15 protein-coding genes are annotated in these 18,723 nt (G+C 61.3%); 8 read left to right on the top strand and 7 right to left on the bottom strand.

The annotated features are described in order from the left end of the window. Window positions 1-28: 28 nt before the first annotated feature. Entirely contained in the window at window positions 29-2,521 is a 2,493-nt protein-coding gene (locus tag GEOBRER4_RS10585) for a glycogen/starch/alpha-glucan phosphorylase (protein ID WP_185242267.1), read from the top strand. Window positions 2,522-2,641: 120 nt separating this feature from the next. Continuing rightward, the gene (locus GEOBRER4_RS10580; RefSeq protein ID WP_185242266.1) at window positions 2,642-3,139 is read left to right on the top strand and encodes a chemotaxis protein CheW; all 498 of its coding nucleotides are present in this window, start codon (window positions 2,642-2,644) and stop codon (window positions 3,137-3,139) included. Window positions 3,140-3,197: 58 nt separating this feature from the next. Here GEOBRER4_RS10580 and GEOBRER4_RS10575 read toward each other — a convergent pair whose 3' ends face one another. The 3 genes from GEOBRER4_RS10575 to GEOBRER4_RS10565 form a co-directional block, all read right to left on the bottom strand. Beyond that, window positions 3,198-4,730 (bottom strand): Ppx/GppA phosphatase family protein, encoded by a 1,533-nt coding sequence (locus tag GEOBRER4_RS10575; protein WP_185242265.1) that lies wholly within the window; start codon window positions 4,728-4,730, stop codon window positions 3,198-3,200. Window positions 4,731-4,870: 140 nt separating this feature from the next. Beyond that, on the bottom strand, window positions 4,871-5,395 hold the full coding sequence (locus tag GEOBRER4_RS10570) for a helix-hairpin-helix domain-containing protein (protein WP_185242264.1): 525 nt from the start codon (window positions 5,393-5,395) through the stop codon (window positions 4,871-4,873). Between the two features lie 49 nt (window positions 5,396-5,444). Continuing rightward, window positions 5,445-5,966: a SixA phosphatase family protein gene (locus GEOBRER4_RS10565; RefSeq protein WP_185242263.1), complete on the bottom strand. Its 522-nt coding sequence runs from the start codon at window positions 5,964-5,966 to the stop codon at window positions 5,445-5,447. Window positions 5,967-6,337: 371 nt separating this feature from the next. Between GEOBRER4_RS10565 and GEOBRER4_RS10560 the strand changes: the two genes are divergently transcribed. Then, window positions 6,338-7,630 carry an amidohydrolase gene (locus GEOBRER4_RS10560; RefSeq protein WP_185242262.1) on the top strand — a complete coding sequence of 431 codons (1,293 nt, stop codon included), beginning with the start codon at window positions 6,338-6,340 and terminating at the stop codon, window positions 7,628-7,630. A gap of 43 nt (window positions 7,631-7,673) precedes the next feature. Here the strand turns inward: GEOBRER4_RS10560 and GEOBRER4_RS10555 are convergent, their stop codons facing one another. Next, window positions 7,674-9,251: a DUF3300 domain-containing protein gene (locus tag GEOBRER4_RS10555; RefSeq protein ID WP_185242261.1), complete on the bottom strand. Its 1,578-nt coding sequence runs from the start codon at window positions 9,249-9,251 to the stop codon at window positions 7,674-7,676. A gap of 132 nt (window positions 9,252-9,383) precedes the next feature. After that, window positions 9,384-11,783 (bottom strand): PAS domain-containing hybrid sensor histidine kinase/response regulator, encoded by a 2,400-nt coding sequence (locus GEOBRER4_RS10550; protein WP_185242260.1) that lies wholly within the window; start codon window positions 11,781-11,783, stop codon window positions 9,384-9,386. 346 nt (window positions 11,784-12,129) lie between these two features. Between GEOBRER4_RS10550 and GEOBRER4_RS10545 the strand changes: the two genes are divergently transcribed. From GEOBRER4_RS10545 to GEOBRER4_RS10535, 3 genes are read left to right on the top strand one after another with little or no spacing between them, the layout of a single operon-like run. Next, a complete protein-coding gene (locus tag GEOBRER4_RS10545; protein WP_185242259.1) occupies window positions 12,130-13,161 on the top strand; it encodes an energy-coupling factor ABC transporter permease in 1,032 nt (343 codons plus the stop codon). A 26-nt stretch (window positions 13,162-13,187) separates the two neighbouring features. Continuing rightward, window positions 13,188-14,000 carry a cobalt ECF transporter T component CbiQ gene (gene cbiQ / locus GEOBRER4_RS10540; protein ID WP_185242258.1) on the top strand — a complete coding sequence of 271 codons (813 nt, stop codon included), beginning with the start codon at window positions 13,188-13,190 and terminating at the stop codon, window positions 13,998-14,000. Continuing rightward, complete coding sequence (locus GEOBRER4_RS10535; RefSeq protein ID WP_185242257.1) at window positions 13,997-14,746, top strand: energy-coupling factor ABC transporter ATP-binding protein; 750 nt, start codon at window positions 13,997-13,999, stop codon at window positions 14,744-14,746. The genes cbiQ and GEOBRER4_RS10535 overlap by 4 nt, the downstream gene beginning before the upstream one ends. Window positions 14,747-14,976: 230 nt before the next feature. On the opposite strand, the gene GEOBRER4_RS10530 is transcribed toward GEOBRER4_RS10535, so the two are convergent. After that, window positions 14,977-15,177, bottom strand: a complete 201-nt coding sequence (locus GEOBRER4_RS10530) for a cold-shock protein (RefSeq protein WP_012530655.1) — start codon at window positions 15,175-15,177, stop codon at window positions 14,977-14,979. Between the two features lie 242 nt (window positions 15,178-15,419). Here GEOBRER4_RS10530 and GEOBRER4_RS10525 point away from each other — a divergent pair, with 242 nt between their 5' ends. Continuing rightward, the gene (locus tag GEOBRER4_RS10525; RefSeq protein WP_185242256.1) at window positions 15,420-15,881 is read left to right on the top strand and encodes a YaiI/YqxD family protein; all 462 of its coding nucleotides are present in this window, start codon (window positions 15,420-15,422) and stop codon (window positions 15,879-15,881) included. Window positions 15,882-15,993: 112 nt separating this feature from the next. On the opposite strand, the gene GEOBRER4_RS10520 is transcribed toward GEOBRER4_RS10525, so the two are convergent. Beyond that, window positions 15,994-16,980, bottom strand: coding sequence for an SGNH/GDSL hydrolase family protein (locus tag GEOBRER4_RS10520; protein ID WP_185242255.1), 987 nt, complete (start codon window positions 16,978-16,980; stop codon window positions 15,994-15,996). Window positions 16,981-17,372: 392 nt separating this feature from the next. Between GEOBRER4_RS10520 and GEOBRER4_RS10515 the strand changes: the two genes are divergently transcribed. Beyond that, window positions 17,373-18,698 (top strand): molecular chaperone DnaJ, encoded by a 1,326-nt coding sequence (locus GEOBRER4_RS10515; protein ID WP_185242254.1) that lies wholly within the window; start codon window positions 17,373-17,375, stop codon window positions 18,696-18,698. Window positions 18,699-18,723: the final 25 nt, after the last annotated feature.

Here is an 18,723-nt window from a genome sequence, read left to right as displayed (position 1 = left end):
ACAAATTTAAGCTCAAGGAGCATGACCGATGGCGAAAACCGAAGCTGACATCCTCTGCGCCCCCGGACTCGAAGACCTGCCTCCTCTCCCCATGGATGCGGAGAGCCTGGTGACCGATTTCACCCACCACTACTTCCATCATTTAGGGCGGGACAGGAATTGCCGCAACGTCCGCTACCACTACCAGGCCCTTGCCTTCACGGTCAGAGAGCGCCTGATCGAGCGCTGGAACAACACCCGTTACGCCTACATCGACGCAGACACGAAGACCGGCTATTACCTCTCGCTGGAGTTCCTGATGGGGCGCGCGCTGGGAAACGCCATGCTGAACCTGGGGCTCGACGACGCGGCCCACCGGGCCATGGAAAGGCTTGGAATCCATCTGGAGCAGGTGGCGGGCGAGGAAATCGATGCGGGACTCGGCAACGGCGGCCTGGGGCGGCTCGCCGCCTGTTTCCTGGACAGCTGCGCCACCTTGCAGCTTCCCGTAATGGGGTACGGCATCCGTTACGAATACGGCATGTTCCGCCAGCGCATCGAAAACGGCAGGCAGGTGGAGGAGCCGGACCACTGGCTGCGAGACGGCAACCCCTGGGAAATGGAGCGGCCGGAATACACCCAGCGCATCCGCTTCGGCGGGCGGACCGAGTGCAGCCGCAACGACGACGGGAGCCTCACCTACCGCTGGCTGGACACCCGCGACATCCAGGCCGTCCCGTACGACCTCCCCATCCCCGGCTATAAAAACGGCACCGTCAACACGCTGAGGCTCTGGAAGTCCGCCGCGACCGACGTCTTCGACCTGCAGGAGTTCAACGCCGGCAGCTACACCGAGTCGGTGGCCATGAAAAACGAGGCGGAGAACATCACCATGGTGCTCTACCCGAACGACGCCAGCGAAAACGGCAAGGAGTTGAGGCTCAAACAGCAGTACTTCCTGGCCTCCGCAAGCCTGCAGGACGTCCTTGCCCGCTGGGAAAACAGGCAGGGAGAGGTGTTCGGCCACTTCGCCGAAAGAAACGTGTTCCAGTTGAACGACACCCACCCAAGCTGCGCCGTCCCGGAACTGATGCGGCTGCTCATGGACGAGAAGGGGATGGGTTGGGACGAGGCGTGGTCGATCACCACCCGCACCATGGCCTACACCAACCACACGCTGCTCCCCGAGGCGCTGGAGAAGTGGCCGGTGCCGTTATTCAGACAGCTTTTGCCGCGCCTGCTTGAGATCATCCTGGAGATAAACGCGCGCTTTCTGGCCGAGGTCTCCAGCCGCTGGCCGGGCGACAACGAGCGGCTGCGCAACATGTCCATCATCGAGGAAGGGCCGGTGCCGCAGGTGCGCATGGCCTACCTTGCCATTGTGGGAAGCTTCTCGGTCAACGGCGTCGCCGCCCTCCATTCGCAGTTGCTGGTCCAGGGGCTTTTCAAGGACTTCTACGAGCTTTGGCCCGAGAAATTCAACAACAAGACCAACGGCGTCACCCCGCGCCGCTGGCTCGCCAAGTGTAACCCGGGGCTCGCCTCGCTCATCGCCGGCAGGATAGGGGAGGGGTTCATCGCGGACCTGGGGAGGATCTCGGAGATAGCGCCCTTGGCCGACGATCCCGATTTCCGCAGAGAGTGGCACGCGGTGAAGCAGGCCAACAAGGAGCGCCTGGCCGCGGTGGTCCTCGACCAGTGCGGGGTCGCCTTCAACCCCGAGAGCCTCTTCGACGTACAGGTGAAGAGGATCCACGAGTACAAGCGCCAGCTTTTGAACGTCCTGCACGTGATCCATCTCTACGACCGGATCAAGCGCGGCGACACCGAAGGTTGGACCAACCTCTGCGTGCTCATCGGAGGCAAGGCCGCCCCAGGCTATTACATGGCCAAGCTGATCATCAAGCTGATAGGCAACGTAGCAAAAGTCGTGAACGAGGATCCCCTGGTCGGGGACAGGCTCAAGGTCGCCTTCTTCCCCAACTACCGGGTCACCGCCATGGAAGTTATCTGCCCGGGGACCGACCTCTCCGAACAGATCTCCACCGCCGGCAAGGAAGCCTCGGGAACCGGGAACATGAAGTTCATGATGAACGGCGCCATCACCATCGGGACTCTGGACGGCGCCAACATCGAGATCCGGGAGGAGGTGGGGGACGAGAACTTCTTCGTCTTCGGCCTGACCGCAGAAGAGGTGGAGCACCAGCGCCGCAGCTACAACCCGGCCGGCATCATCGCCGCCGACCCTGACCTGGACCGGGTGATGCAGCTATTGACCAGCGGCCACTTCAACATGTTCGAGGCCGGACTCTTCGACCCCATCATCCAGGCGATCAAAAGCCCGGGCGACCCCTGGATGGTCGCAGCCGACTTCCGCAGCTACGTCGAGGCGCAAAAGCGCGCGGCCAAAGCCTATTTGGACCGCGAGGCGTGGACACGGATGAGCATCGTCAACAGCGCGCGCAGCGGCAAGTTCTCCACCGACCGGACCATCGCCGAGTACAACCGGGAGATCTGGCGTCTGACGCCGGTGCGTCCGTGACCGTCTCTTTTTTCTGCTTTAGATTTCGCCCTGGCTGCCGATAACCGACAAATAGGCGGCATTAGCAGATAAGAGCCGGCCCTCACACGACGAAGACAAGACATCTCCCGGAGGAACCAAATGTCGACAGCCATAGTGCCTGCAAAAACCGGTGAATCGAAGCATGAACTCATCCAGCTGGTCAGCTTCAACCTCGGCGCCGAAGAGTATGCAGTCGAGGTGCTCAAGGTGCGCGAGATCATCAGGATGACGCCGATAACCCATATCCCCAACACCCCCCCCAGCGTGGAAGGGATCATCAACCTGCGCGGCAAGGTGATACCCATCATCTCGCTTAGGAACCGGTTCGGGATGTCGAGCACCGACGACGATCAGCACACAAGGATCATGGTGATGGACATAGACGGCAAGCTGATGGGGTTCATCGTCGACGGCGTGTCGGAAGTGATCCGCATCTCCAACGCCGAGATCCAGCCTCCACCCAGCATCGCCGCCGGCGGGATCGACCAGGATTTCATCTGCGGGGTCATCAAGCACGGCGAGCAGTTGCTGCTCATGCTGCAGCTGGACCGGATGTTCACCAGCGAGGAGCAGGACGCTTTCGCCGGGTTGGCATAGGCTTCAGCTTCCAGCGATTAAAAAAAAGGACCCGGTGCCTGCCGGGTCCTTTTTTCGTTCAACCTGCCTCCAGCGCCAGCTTCAGCTGGAAAGCCTCCTGCAGCAGATCTCCCTTCGCCTTCGCGCCGTAGAGTTCAACCGACATGTCCTCTGCGCCGTAGAGGGTCACACGCAGGGTACCGTCCGGCAGGAGCCGGCAGGAAAGCTCGCGCACCACGCCGTTTCTGCGCCGGTCCAGGCCGTCGCAGAGCCTGAGGATCCCTCCCAGACGTGAAACCAGCAACTGGTCGGCAGCCGGCAGCCGTACGAACTGGTCGTGCTTTTTCTTCGGGACCGACTTACGGTGATAGCGCGCCACGTTGGCGATCAGCTCGCGCTCACGGGGGGTGAAGCCGAAGAGGTCGGCGTGCCGGATCAGGTGGTAGGAATGCTTGTGGTGGCTCGAATAGTTGATGAAATAGCCGACGTCGTGCAGAAGCGCCGCGGCCTCCAGCAACCGGAGATCCCGTTCCGCCAGCTTGAATTTGGGCGCCAGCGACTTCGCCACCTGGTGGGCCAGTTTCGCCACGTGCTCGGCATGCGCCTGGTCGAAGTGGCAGGAATGGCCGAATTCCAGCGCGGAATTGCGCCAGGAGCGGCTCCTTTTCTCCTGGGGGAGCAGGTTCTGCCGACGCAGCCCCCTGAGGATCAGCCCCTCCCTGATGCCGCGCTCGTTCACCTTGAGCAGGTTCACCTGGAAGAAGTCCATCAGTTCGTCGACGACGGTCACCCCGGCCACGATGATGTCCGAGCGGTCCGGGTTGAGCCCAGGGACGGTGCGCCGCTCCTTGTCGCTCTTTCTCGCCAGCATCGCCAGAAGGTGCACCACCTCGGAGCGGAGCAGTTCGTAGCCGTGCACCGAGTCGTATTTCTCCTTCCGTGTGGCGGCAACCATGGCGGCGATCGAGGTGACGGTGCCGCCGGAACCGACCAGGCACTGCATGCCGCTGCGCTCCCCGGTGTAGGCGCGTTTCAGCGTCTTGCGGATGTGCTTGCGCAGCTTTTCCAGTTCGGAGGGGGAGACCGGGTCTCCCTTCAGGAAGCTCTCGGTGAGAAAGACCGCTCCCAGCTCCAGGGAGAGCATCTCCTCGGTATGGGCGCCGAGCGCGGCTATCAGCTCCATGCTCCCGCCGCCGATGTCGAAGATAAGGTGCCGGACTCCCTCCAGCTCGAAGTTGTGCGCGGCGCTCAGGGCCGCGAGCTCCGCCTCCTCCTCGCCGCTTATGACATCCACCTCGACGCCGGTTGTCTCCTTGATCGCCTGCGCCAGGGCGGGGCCGTTGCTCGCCTTGCGCATGGCGCTCGTAGCAACCGCATCGATGGAGGCGACCCCGTAGCCGTCGATGATCTTCTTTTGCCGCGAAAGCGCCTCCAGGGCGCGCCTGCAGGCAGCCGGCGAGATGGCGCCGCTTTGGTGCAGCCCTTCGCCTAGGCGCACCAGCACCTTCTCGTCGTCGAGGATCTTGTATTTGCCGTTTCCGGAGGTCTCGATGATGATGCTGCGGATGGAGTTGGTGCCGATGTCGATGGCGGCAAGCCTTGTCTGCTTCAAGAGGTTCTCCTCGCGCATTCCTTGTCGCAAAGCCCCCGGCGGTGGCGCCCGGCGCTTCGGCGTGCTTGATGACAGGATGGCAGGGATTGTATCAAGAGGGAGCTTTCCTGGCAATGCCGGGAAGAGTTGGTGACACAGGATCAGCGCAGTGCTTTCAGCACCGTCTTCTTCGCTCTCTTAAAGCCTTTGCGAACCTTCTTGAGAGTTGCGTCCTCTAGTCCTGTGACTCTTTTTTCCGCTTTTACCAGCGCCTTGTCTACGCGCTTGGACCTTTTCTTGCCGAAGTCGTGCATCTGCAGCAGCGCCATCTCTATCCGGTTCAGGTCGGAACTGATCTTTCTGCCGCATCCCTTGCTCATCTCCTCGCCGAAGCGGTCACGTGTCTTCTCGGCCAGGGTCTCCACCATGCCACGCACCTCGGCGACCCGCCTCTGCATGACCTCCTCGGGTCCTTTACCTGGGTGCTGCGTCATCCCGGCGAGCTGTCTGGATTGCTCGACGATGGAGCTGACAGCGCGAGGGCTTACGCCCCTTACCTTCTTAAGCCCCTCCTCGCCGGCCTCGGCGATCTTGGCGATGCTGTCGAACCCTGCGTCGAAAAGACGTTTTCCCAGGACGATGCCAACTCCCCTGAGCCGTTTCAGGTCCTCCGTTGACTGCACCATCTTGCACGCTCCTTGTAAGTTGATCCCTTTGCGGTTTGTATCAGGCCGGTCAGCTGCCGTCGTTTTGCAAGCGGTCCAGCGCCTTCGTGCGCGAGGTGATGATTTTCCCCGAACCGGTGACCATCTGCAGAAAAGTTGCCTCGCCTCCGTCGAACCCGCGCTTGAATGAGACCGCACCCCCCTTCGGGAGCGCGCAAGCCTCCTGCACCCCCAAAAGGGCCTGTACCAGCAGGCCCATGTCCGGCTCATGCCCGACCAGGACGATCTCGCGCGCCTGCGGATTCGTCCTCAGCAAGTCTTCCAGCGCTTCCGGCCGAAAGCCGGGCGCCAGAGGCCCCGATACGGCAAGCTCCCGCTTGTAGCGCAGGCTCTCCGCAAGGATGTCTGCGGTCTGCACCGAGCGAACCAGCGGGCTGGTTAAGATGATGTCCGGCTGGATCCCCAGCGTCTTGAGGCTTTTGGCTGCTTTCCTGAAGCGCCTTCTGCCGCGCCGGGTGAGGAATCGGTGTTCCTCAGGGACCAGCGGGCTTCTCTCTATTGCTTCCGCATGTCTGACGACGTGTATGACCATGACATCTCCCTCATGTGAACACGCTGAAGACTTTAACCAATATGTCTCAATTTGCAACCCGCTGTCTCAATTTTGGACCGGTTTTACGTGGGGACGGCACAGTGCTTTTAAGCGGCTGTCATCTGGGTAAAGGGCTAGCATGCAGCAGGTTGCGCATCAGTCACTGTTGCCATATTAACTGTCATCCCTGCACTGATGACAGCAGCTCGCAGGCGCACCGGTGTTTATGGAACATGCCGCACCCTGCACATCGATGTTGATTAGATTTTTCATCCATAGTACCCTTGCGACGTTCAGCGGCGTTGCAGGGACGATAATCTCCGCTACTGCCACGCAAGCACAATCCTCCGATACAACAGGTGCCATTACCTATGAACGACCCAGTAACCAGCGGCAGTCTCACCGAGATGGTGGGCGCTGAACTCTCCTCCCTGGTCGCCATCTACAGGCAGCTGCATGCCCAGCCGGAGCTCTCGGGCCAGGAGGCGAAGACCGCCGCTCTTGTCGCCGCAGAGCTGCGCGCCTTGGGGTACGCGGTTACCGAGGGTATCGGGAGGTACCGGAACTACGACTGGCCCGGCTACGGCATCGTGGCGGTGCTTGAAAACGGCAGCGGACCGACCGTGCTGCTTAGGGCCGATATGGACGCGCTCCCGGTTGAGGAAAAGACCGGGCTTCCCTATGCCAGCAAGGTAAAGGGGATCTACCGTGACCGTAGCGAGGTTCCGGTGATGCATGCCTGCGGACATGACATCCATGTCACCGTCTTGTTGGGCGTCGCGCGCATGATGGCGCGGCTGAAGCAGAACTGGCATGGTTGCCTGGTCCTCGTAGGCCAGCCGGGAGAGGAGGGGGGGGGCGGTTCGGACGCCATGCTGGATGACGGCGCCTATGACCTTTGCCCAAAGCCCGACTTTGCCCTCGCGCTGCACAGCACGCTGCAGCTTAAGGCCGGCAGCGCCGGCTACGCCCCTGGGAACTTCATGGCGAGCTTCTGCGAACTGGAGATCTTGGTCCGCGGCGTCGGCGCCCATGGCTCGGCCCCCGAATACGGCAAGGACCCGGTGGTTATGGCCGCCCAATTGGTGCTCGCCCTGCAGACGATCGTCAGCCGGGAGAAGAGCCCGGGCGAACCGGCGGTGCTGAGTGTCGGCTCCATTCACGGCGGTGCGGCAAGCAACGTGATACCTGACCAGGTGGTCCTTCAACTCAGCATCAGGACCTACGACGACCGCGTGCGCGACCGCATGGTCGAGTCCGTGCGCCGTATGGCGGTCGGCGTGGCGCTGGTCGCCGGGGTCCCCGGAGAGCTGGCTCCGGTCGTGACGGTAAAGGCGTCGCATCCGGCGACGTACAACGACCCGGAGCTCGCCGAGCGCGTGGCTGCGTCGCTGCGCCTGGCACTGGGCGCCGGCAACGTCTGCCGCAGCGAGCCGAAGATGGTGAGCGAGGATTTCGGCTCCTGGAGCCTGGAAGGGGAGATCCCTATCTGCATGTTCTGGCTGGGCGCCGCGGATCCAGCGAGCTTCGAGGAAAGCCAAAGGAGCGGAGTGCCGCTTCCATCGCACCACTCTCCGTTTTTCGCGCCACTCCCGGAGCCGACCATAAGGGCCGGGGTCGCCGGACTGGCGACCGCGGCACTGGATCTACTCAAAAGGGCCTGACGTAAAAAGAGGGGGCAAGTCGACGACTTGCCCCCTCTTTCTTTCAGTTTTCCTTCAGTCTATCTTTCCTCTCTCCGCTCCCCCCTCTGGGTTCCGCTCTTCCCTCTCCGCCGCGTCCGACGCCTCTTCCTGCCCCTTCTACCGGCTCCCTTTCCGGGCGGGAGGGGCGCTGGGGTTCCACCTCCCTGGGCGCAACCGGTGGCGCCGGCGCCGGTACCGCCGACGGCCTCGGGGTCGAGTGCGGAACCTCATGTCTTGCGGCCGGGTGCGGAATGACAGGCCGCGTCGGTGGTGTTTCCAGCACCCTGGCGGGCGGGGTGGAGGTGCTCGGCGCGGGGATCGTCCCGCGTGGGACCGTCGCGCGTGGGACCACGGTGGTCGGGGTGGCTGGCGGCCGGTTTATTTGCCTTAGTTGACGGCTGCGCTCTTTCTCCCCGCTGGTCGCCGGTTGCGGGGCGGTTGCTGCCGGTGCCTGCTGCACGGCGGGGCCCTTACGCTGTTCCACCCTCGAAGGGCGCTGCTGGCTCTCACCCGACGGCTTCACCTCCGTCCTCCCTGGGCGGGGCTCGGTCCTGCCTGACGGCGTGCTCTCCGTCTTGCCGGGGCGCTGCTGTTCGACCCGAGCCGGCCTCGGCTCATGTGTCTGCCCCTGGCGCGGCGTCTCGACCCGGCCCGGCCTCGGCTGGGGGGGCTGCCCCTGTCGCGGCGTCTCGCTGCGGGCGCCTGGTGTCGCGCCTCCGCGGCGCGTCTGCACACGGGTCGGGGTGCTGTGGCCGCCGGACTTGCCGCGCCAACGCAGCCCCTCATTGCGCAACTCCGTGCGGTAGACGCGGGTATCACGCTGGGTCACTCTGGTGTTGACCCTGATGTTGGAGGCGCGCGTGTTGATGTAGATCCCGCGTCGATCGTGGATGTGAGGACGTGCCCGGTTTACCCACCCGGTGCCGCGCCACCCGTGATAGTAAACCCGGTGCCGGCGCCAGTCGCAGTCGCGGTTGAGCCACGCCCCGATGACGAACCCTGTGCTGAAGGTGATGAAGGGGTAGGAGGGGGAGTAGGGCTCGTAGTAGACCACGTAAGGGTCGTACACCGGCAGGTAGACGTACTGCGGGCGCGCCGGGACGATACTGATGATCCCCCCATCGACGATCACCTGCTGCTGCGGGGTAGTGTAGAGGTTGCCAGCAGCCCTGGCGTCGTCGCGCAGCCTCTGGATTGCGTCCATCACGTCCTGAGGCTGTTCGACGAAGGCCTGCCCCAGCGACGCGGTCCAATCCGGGTTCTGGTCCAACATGTAGAGGACCTGCGGGTAATGGGCGATGGCCCTGACGCTGATGTCCCACCCCTGGTAATCGACCCGGCCTGTGCCGTAGCGCCTGACGAAGCGAGCCGCATCGCCGATCTGGTCCACGTAGGTCGACGCGGGGAGGATCTGTGCGATCAGCGGGTCGGGGTAGAGAGCGATGGGCGCGAGCAGTTCATCGAGTTCGTCCGGCATCAAGAGGTCTGCGCCCACCTGGTAGTATTCCTGCTGGTAGCTCTCGGCCCAGAGTGTGGCACCGGGGCTGAAGATCAGCGGAACCATGAGTGCAAGTAAAAGAACTAACAGCGGCTTTTTCATATGGATCTCCTCGCCTGCCTTGCTGTTTAAACACCGTCCTAGTCTAGCAGACCGACCCCTTTTGGGCAAAAAAAACGGGACAGGCTGCTTTTGTAAGCTAGCGTGTCCCGTTTTGTGTCTGGCTGCGGCGAGTCAGGCCGCAGGTGCCTTAAGGATCTCCAGTATCTTCGCGTGCAGCCCCTCCATGTTGAAGGGTTTTTCGACGTAATGCAGTCCGGGGGGGACGTCGCCGCGGCTTGCAATGGCGTCTGAAGAGTACCCGGTCATAAAGAGCACCTTGGCGTCGGGGCGCAGCGCAGCGATGCCGCGCGCCATCTCCAAACCGTTCATTTCGGGCATGATCACGTCGGTCAGCACCAGGTCGATGGGCGTGGCTTGATCCGCGCAGAAGGAAAGGGCCGCCTGAGGGGTTTCTGCCTGGAGGACGCGATACCCGATCTTTTCCAGCATCTGGGTCGCCATGGTCCGGAGCATGGGGTCGTCCTCTACGACCAGGATCGAGCCAGACCCTTTCGGCTGGTCGGCGCTCGGTTTTTCTTCCCCCTCAGGCTCGTCCTTCATGCGCGGCAGGTAGATCCGGAACGAGGTTCCTTCTCCAGGTTCGCTGTCGACGTCGATGAACCCGCCGTTCTGGGTGACGATGCCATACACCGTGGCGAGCCCCAGGCCGGTCCCCTTGCCGACGTCCTTCGTGGTGAAGAATGGCTCGAAGATCCGCTTGGTGAGCTCCTTGTCCATGCCGAACCCGGTGTCCGCAACGGTAAGGCAGGCATACTCGCCGGGGCGCGCGTCCAGGCGGTAATCGCAAAAAGCCTCGTCCACCGTCGCGTTCTCGGTGCTGATAGTAAGCCGCCCTCCATCGGGCATGGCGTCGCGGGCGTTCACCGCGAGGTTCATCAGAATCTGGTCCACCTGCGACGGGTCGATCTTGACCGTCCACAAGGTCTCGGCAGGGATGAAGTTGAGCTTGATCTCTTCGCCGATCAGCCTGCTCAAGGTCTTTTCCGTCTCGACGCAGTGTACGTTCAGCTCCACGGCTCGGGGAGAGATGATCTCCTTGCGGGAGAAGGCGAGCAGCTTCCTCACCATGTCCCGCGAGCGTTCGCCCGCCTTGACGATCTCCTGGAGGTAGAGCCAAAGCGGGCTGTTTTCCTCGGCCTCGATCTGGCAGAGCTGGGCGTATCCCAGGATCACGCTCAGCATGTTGTTGAAGTCATGGGCGACGCCGCCGGCCAGCTGTCCGATCGATTCCATCTTCTGGGAATGCCTTAGCTGCGCTTCGATCTTGCGGTGTTCTGTGATGTCGATCCCGAAGCAGAGCGTGCCGAGCCGTTCGCCCTTTTCCATGATGGCGCTGTTGCGCCAGGAGATGGTCCGAACCACGCCCGCCTTGGTGACGATCTGGTTTTCGAAGGCGCAACGGTTCACGCTTTCGCCTACCATCCCGGGTATGGTGCACATCTTGTAGAACGCCTCCGCCCCCATCACCGTCTCGAACCAGTTCTTTCCGAGCAGCTCGGCGGCGTCGTACCCGGTTACCTCTTCGGCCGTGCGGTTTAGCAGGGTCACTTTCCCTTTCTGGTCGAGCCCCAGGATCATTACGCAGGCAGCCTGGATCAGGTTTTCCGTGTACTCCTTGGCTGCCTTCAGCTGCTCGATTGAGTGCCTGCGCTCGGTTATGTTCTCGACCGAGAGCACCGTGCTGGCGATACGCCCTTCCTGGTACACCGGTGTTGCGCCGCAGGCGATTGCGATGGTGCTGCCATCCTTTCTGAGCAGGTCGGTCTCGAACTTGACGATCTCCGCTTCGCCGCTTGACACCTGGCGCAGTTGTTCAAGAACCGTATCGAACGATTGCGGGCAGAGCAGCCGGTCGATCTCCGAGCCGTAGAGGTCTTCGCGGCGGTAGCCGCTCATCTCGGTGCAACGGCCGTTGACCATTCCGATCTTCCCCTCAGGATCGAGGACGATCATCGCGTTGGCGCTACTCTCCATGACCTTGGTAAGGAAATTGTAGGAGTCCTGCAACTGACGGTTGGCGCGGTTGATGGCACGGAAGGGTAGGAGGATAAAGACGACAAGGCCGACGCTGAGGCCGAAAATGGCGACCAGTGCAGTCTTGGTCAAGATGGGCCTGAGCGAGCGGCTGATCTCGATGCTGCCGGTGGTCTTCCCGGCGTAGACGATTTCGTGCGCACGGGTGATCACCGGTTCGGGAAGGGCGTCGCCCCGGGTGGCGAGGACCCGGCCCTTGGCATCTAATATCCTGCTGAAGTCGGGGTGTCGCGAATTCGGGTGCTGCGGGAGCATCCCCTCCAGGCGGTGGGCCTGGGCGTGCAGCGATCCGGGGCTCTGGTCGCTCAAACCGCCGACGATTCTGGCATTGATCTCGGCTTCTGTCTCAAGGCTCCCTGCAACATACTGGTAACTGATGACAAAGTAGCCAGCAGGGAAAAAGAGCGCGACGAAGAACGCCAGCAGTACCGTGCACTTTGCAGTGAAATGCACTGCTTGTTTTTCTGAGGCGGCCATTGGGTGAAGCTCCGTGCACCGATGGATGAGATGGGACTGCAACGGAAAAACCTGTTCCGACAAGCATGCCGGCTGAGTTGCAGGGCGAGACATTAGCATTATTTTAAAAGAAAGAGAAGGGTGTTTTCTTGGAAATCTTACTGTCGGTGTCGGAAAGATCTTGGCGGTAAACGTGTCTTTCGTGAGCTCAACCAGACCTTGATAGCGCTGTCAAACCGTATACGTTATTGCTTCCTGTTTGCCCTCATATTGCGTTGACACTGTTCTGAGCTTCTTGTATACCTTCCGGTGTTACTTATATGACATTCGTGCTACCGTTTCCGGCGGGTTGAGAGGAGATTACAACATGCACATGGCAGACGCTTTGCTATCCCCGGCGGTGGGAGGGGCCATGTGGGCTGTCTCGGCAGGAACCATCGCCCTCAGCTCTGCAAAGCTGCGCCGCGAGCAGGACGATCGCCAGGCGCCCCTGATGGGGGTGCTCGGAGCCTTCCTCTTTGCCTCCCAGATGATCAACTTTTCCATTCCCGGAACCGGTTCCAGCGGGCACCTGAGCGGTGGGCTGCTGCTGGCGGTTTTGCTCGGCCCCTGGGCCTCCTTCCTTACCGTCGCTTCCGTGCTGGTGGTGCAGGCTCTATTTTTTGCCGACGGCGGCCTCCTCGCGCTTGGCTGCAACATCTTCAACCTGGGCATCATCCCTTCCTTCCTGGTCTACCCATTCCTGTACCGCGGCCTTTCCAGCGGCTCGCCCGGGAGAATTCGCGAGACCCTGGCCGTTATGACCTCGGCGCTGGTGTCGCTGCAGCTGGGCTCCCTGGCGGTCGTGCTGGAAACGGGGTTATCGGGGATCTCTTCGCTTCCCCTGGAGCGTTTCCTGTTGCTGATGCAGCCGATCCACCTTGCCATCGGAGCGGTCGAGGGGGTGATCACCGTTGCCGTCTTGTCTTTTGTGCGCAAGGCGCGACCGGAACTGCTTCAACGTGCGCCGGAGGGAAGCGCAGGGCGTTCCCGTTCAACGGTTTTGGCTGCCTTCCTGTTCCTGGCACTGGCCGCCTCCGGCTTCTTTTCCCAGCTGGCCTCTCAAAACCCCGACGGGTTGGAATGGTCCATCGCCAAGGCTGGTCGCCCCGATGTCGCTGCCGGCACGGGGGAAGGGATGCACGCGTTTCTCGCCCGCCTTCAGGAAAAAAGCGCCTGGTTTCCCGATTACGCCGTGAAGCGCGCGTCCGGTCCGCTGCCGAATGCCGCCTCTGGTGTGCCTGCTGTCGCCAGTGCCGTTCCCGGCATCGTCGGCACCGTCCTCACCCTGGCCCTGGTCTGCGTCGCCGCCTTCCTCTTGAAAAGGGGAAGAGCAAGGGCGGTTAGCCCAGATGCCTGACGCCAACCCCTTCCCTGGACCGGACCATGACATCCATTAGTGCCGCGCTGCTCGATTTGAAGCGGCTGGATCAACTGGCGTTCGGGACCACCTTTTTGCATCGGCTCGATGCCCGCGCGAAGGTGCTCGCGACCTTGTTTTTCATCGTCTGCGTCGTCTCCTTCGACAGGTACCAGATCTCCGCCCTCATCCCTTTTATCATTTTCCCCACGTTCCTTATCGTCGTTGGGGAACTGCCAGCCAAATACCTCTTGGCAAAGGTGGCGCTGGTGCTCCCCTTCGCCATCGCCGTAGGGATCTGCAACCCCTTTTTCGACCGCGAAGTGCTGCTGCAAGTAGGTGCGCTGAAACTTACCGGTGGCTGGCTTTCCTTCGCCTCCATCGTCCTTCGAACTGGCCTCACCGTAACTGCAGTTTTCTCGCTGACCGCCCTCACCGGTTTTCCCGCTGTCTGCAGCGCCCTGAAGCGTCTCGGCATGCCGCGCCCCTTTGCGCTGCAGCTACTGTTTCTCTACCGCTACCTGTTCGTTCTGGCAGAAGAGGGCGCGCGGGCAGCCAAGGCCAGGGAACTGCGCTGCTTCGGCAGGAAAGGAGCCGGGCTGAAAAGCTACGCCTCGCTCATAGGCCACCTTTTGCTACGGACCTGGCACCGGGCCGAGCGCCTGCATATGGCGATGCTGGCGCGGGGATTCTCTGGAGCCTTTCCTGAGCCGGTCAAGAAGCGCGTGCGGGTCGCCGACCTCGCTTTCCTCTCCCTCTGGGTCTCCCTGTGCATTGCCTTGAGGCTCACAAACGTCGCCGGCTCGGTCGGCGCACTCTTCACAGGATCACTGCCATGAGCCATCACATACTCGAAGTGGACCGCCTGCGCCATGTCTATCCCGACGGCACGGTGGCCCTAAGCGACGTCTCAATCCGCATCACCCACGGGGAATCGGTCGCCGTAATAGGGGCGAACGGGGCGGGGAAGTCGACGCTTCTGGCGCACCTGAACGGGCACCTGCTCCCCACTTCAGGCTCAGTTCGCGTCGGCCACCTCCCTGTCAGGCGCGATACTCTCGCCGAGATCAGGCGTACCGTCGGGATGGTATTCCACGACCCAGACGACCAGCTCTTCATGCCCACCGTGTACGAGGACGTGGCCTTCGGCCCGATGAACCTCGGCCTGAGCGGTGAAGACCTGGAGCGCTGCGTGACCGATGCGCTGCGGCAGGTCGACGCGCTGCACCTTGCGGGAAAGCCCCCTTACCACCTGTCGGCCGGCGAGAAGCGGCGGGTTGCCATCGCCACCGTTCTGTCCATGTCGCCCGACATACTGGTGATGGATGAACCGGGTAACGGTCTGGACCCGTACGCCCGCCGGCAATTGATCAACCTTTTGAAGGATTTTCGGCACAGCAAGATCGTCACCAGTCATGATCTTGACCTGGTGCTGGATCTGTGCGAGCGGACCGTGGTGTTGAGCGGCGGAGAGGTGAGGGCGGACGGGCCGACCCGGGAGATATTTCAGGACGAGGCTCTGCTTAGGGAATGTCGCCTGGAAAAACCCCTTTCCATGCAAGGGTGTCCCATCTGCGGCGCATGAAGCGAATGGGTCTGGCAAAGGCTCGTCGGGGAACACCGTAGAGCAAGCGTTATCTTTCAACGAAGGACCATGCGGGGGGTACGTTCCCCCCTTTGCGACGGGTCTGCGCGCCGTAGCGCTTCGATCCGCGAAGGCGGGAGTGGGGACAGGGGGGATTTTTGTGGTTAAGCGTACAAAAAAAAAGGCCCCGGATTCCTCCGGGGCCTTCGATAAAGTTCTACGCTATGTGATTAAGCCCTGGAAACGTTGGCTGCCTGAAGCCCTTTCGGTCCCTTTACGATTTCGAAAGTCACGCTGTCGCCTTCGGTGAGGGATTTGAAGCCGTCGCCGTTGATAGCGGAGAAATGTACGAATACGTCCTCGCCATTTTCCTGCTCGAGAAAGCCAAAACCCTTGCTGTCGTTAAACCATTTCACAGTTCCGTTTACCATTTACTTACTTCTCCCATTTTACTGCTTTGTTAGTGTTCCGGGAATCCGCGGATGCGCCAACATATAGCATCTCCTGTACCATGTCAATCTTATAATTTAATTTCGATTAAAAAATCTACTCATATATTGCGTACGAGCTGCTGCGTTGACACGACAGGTGTGCTGTAGTAGCGTGCAGCGCTGCAGGTGAGAGAATTTTTTCACCCATTTGAGGAAGCCCGGAGTGATCGCAGGAGTAGAGAATGAAAATATGGATTGACGCCGATGCCTGTCCCAGGGTGGTAAAGGATATTGTGTTTCGCGCTTCCGAGCGTTTGAAGGTGCCTGTGTGTCTGGTGGCCAACACCGACCTTTCCCGCGCGCACACCTCGCTGGTGACTTCCGTGCGCGTCAAGGCTGGCTTTGACGTCGCCGACGACTACATAGCCGAAAATGCCGGGGCATGCGACCTGGTCATCACTGCCGACATCCCTCTCGCCGCGCGGGTGGTCGAGAAGGGGGGAGTCGCGCTCGATCCCCGCGGCGAACTCTACACCGAGGAGAATGTGGGGGAAAGGCTTTCCTACCGGAACCTGATGGCTGAGTTGCGGACCGACGGGGTGCTGGTAGGCGGGCCTGCGCAGTTGGGCCTCACCGACCGCAACCGTTTCGCCTCCGCCCTTGATCGCCTGCTCACCAGGATGGTGCGCGAGCACCGGTCCTAGGAACGGACGAGTTACCGGGAGCTGTGTACGTCGTCGAAAGCGAGATGGCTAGGCGTGGCGTGGTTTCATGAACCGGAGCCCTCCTTTGGGGGACTCCGGTTTTTTGTGCCGGTTACTTAGCAAGCTCCGACAGCGCCTGCTGGGCCATGATGGCATGTACCGTCTGGGTCGGGTGAATTCCGTCCCAGAAGAGGTAGTCGTCAGGATTGCTGCAGGTGAAGGGAGGCACCCCCGGGGTTACGCAGGGGGTGTCGATGAAGCTCAGCCCAAAGTCGGTCGGATTGCTGACGATTTCGAGGAGCATGTCGAAAAAGTCCACCTGCACAACTAGGATCTCGGGGTACTGCGACTTGAGCGTAGCCACCAGTTGGTTGAGGAGTAAGTTGTAGTAGCTTGAAAGCTCACGCGCGCCGGCAGCGGTTCCTGGTCTCATCTTGTCGATGGCTATGACTGCCGGCGTCAGGGAAAGGTCCGGGGCGTTGCACACCAGGAATTTGACAGCGCCCGCTTCAATGAGCGACACGATGTTCCTGTGGACCGAAGCCACCGCCTTCTCGACGATGGAGGGATCCTGTGCCTCCAGCGCGTCCCTGATGTCGTTGCTGCCGAATTCCACCACGTAGAGCGCATTTTTCGGGGCGTTCCAGCCGAAGACCTGGAGGAAAGCGGTGACCTCGTAGGAGAGGGTTGCCACCTCCTCGAAGGTTGGGGCTAGCGTTTCTTCCTCATTGTCGTGCGCCCTGGCTCCGCCGATCGCGTAATTGGTCGCATCGAGGCCTAGTTCGGCGAAGGCCGGGCGCGTGTTTTTCGATAGCGCGAACTGTCGTGCCAGTTGTTCCACCCAGGTGCGACCGTTGCTGAAATGATGCCCCCCTCTGGCGTAGGACATGGTGGGGACAAGGAAAGGGTCGAGGGCGTCATAGGGTGGAACGTTCGCTGCTCCTTGAAAGATGAAGGCGTTGCCCGGGTCGGAAAGACTGTCACCGAAGACGACGATCTGGTCGAAAGATGTCTGTGCTGCCGCCCATCCCGGCAGCGCAATGATTAGGGCTAGCAGAAGGCCAAGGATCGCCTGCCTCTTGGAAAGAACTTCTGTCATAGAATCCTCCTTGAGAGTGACTACCTGTGAAAAGCAATTACAGACCATATGCCTGCGACTCTTACCACCCCTCCTTTCCGCAGGTGCAACGAGGTTAACTTTATGGCTTTTGGTCGTCATTTCAAGGACTCTGCGGTGGGAGTTTTTCCAATGTTTATTCTTTTTTAGGCATAGCTTTCCAGCGATGCTGTATCGAAGGCGCCACTTCTTCTCGTCTATTGCAACGGCTTGCTGTCTTCCTTATGGATGACGCCCATTGCCGCAACTCCTCGCACCTATTTTCTGTCGTTTCCACTTCAGCCGGTGAAAATCCTTTTGTATAGAAGCCTCCGGCGTGTTAGTGTGCGAAAATAAGTTGATGCTGTTAAATTATCGCTGATAGTGTGGTCGCTATGACGGCTTGTTTTCAGGGAAAACTACCGGAAGAGATCGAACTCGAGCAAAAGAAGGCCGAGCTTGCGTCGCTGCGTGCGCGGCACGCGGAGCTATCGGCCGAACTGCAGCAACTGCGCGAGGAGATCGCCGGTTTCGAGAAGAACTACCAGGCGACCCTCGGGCTGCGCATGGCCGAGCTTGAGCGCCTGGAGGCGGAGATAGCTCGTCTCAACGGCGGAGGTGCAGTAAGCGATCCGGAGATCCAGGAGGAGTACCTGGACCGGGAAACCTACGGCCACGGCAAGTCGTTCAAGCCTGGTGCCGGTGCCGGATCTCGCGGCCGCGTCTGGAAGGCGGAAGAAGAGGACATCAAGGCGCTCTACCGGGAAGTCGCCAAGGCTATCCACCCGGACCTTGCGGGGGACGGGAACCGTAGCCTGAGACATGAATTGATGCTGAAGGCGAACCAGGCGTATGCGGACGAGGATTCGCGTGCCCTGAGGGAGATCCTGCGCAGCTGGAGAAGGCATCACCCCGAGCGGCAGCCTGAGGCACCCGACGTGAAGACGGAGCTGGCGCGGGTGAAGCGGGAGATAGCGGTCGAGGCCCAGGCTGTGCGCGATCTGAGCGCCCAGGTGGAAAACCTGAGGACGAGCTACGTCTGCCGCTTCAAGCTGCGGGTCGACCAGAGCCTGGCGGAGGGGAGCGACCTGTTCGCCGAGATGATCGCGGCGGCTGAGATGAACGTCGCACGGGCTCAGCGCAGGCTGGTTGCCTTGAGAAGCGAAAAGGCGCGTGAGGAGGCGGGGCGAACCAGGGTGAGAAGAAGCATCCAGTTCCCCGACGGACTTTCTTGCGGAACGTTGTACTTCCGGGATCTTGCCTCGGCGGACTTCAGCCAGTGGAAGAAGGCTGGACCTGCGGCGGGAAGGGTGGAAGTGTACGTCGACCAGGCGGTGCGGCTGGACGTGAAGGACGAAGCGGGGCCGAGCCTGAAGCTTTTGCAGCAGTTGAAAGCGGACGACCTGCAGGCGCTCTTCCTGTACGAGGTGACCGACTCGGACCTCGACAACATCGTGCACCTGAGCGGGCTTGAGGAGCTCTACCTCTGCGGCCAGGGGTTGACCGACGCGGCCCTTCTCTCTATCTCATCCCTCACCAACTTGAAAAGGATCTACTTGTACCAGACCGCCATCTCCGACCGGGGCCTGGTGTATCTGCAGGGGCTGCAGGGGCTCAAAGGGCTCACCAGCAGCGGCAACAGCATCACCGACGAGGGGCTGGCCGTATTCCAGAAAGCGATACCCGGTGTGAAGACCGTGAGCTTCAAGTGGAAAAGGTGAAGCGGTAACTACATAACGCGAACAA

Origin of the sequence: Citrifermentans bremense (genome assembly GCF_014218275.1) — a bacterium.
GTDB lineage: Bacteria > Desulfobacterota > Desulfuromonadia > Geobacterales > Geobacteraceae > Geomonas > Geomonas pelophila.
This window is presented reverse-complemented; position numbering and strand designations above follow the sequence as displayed.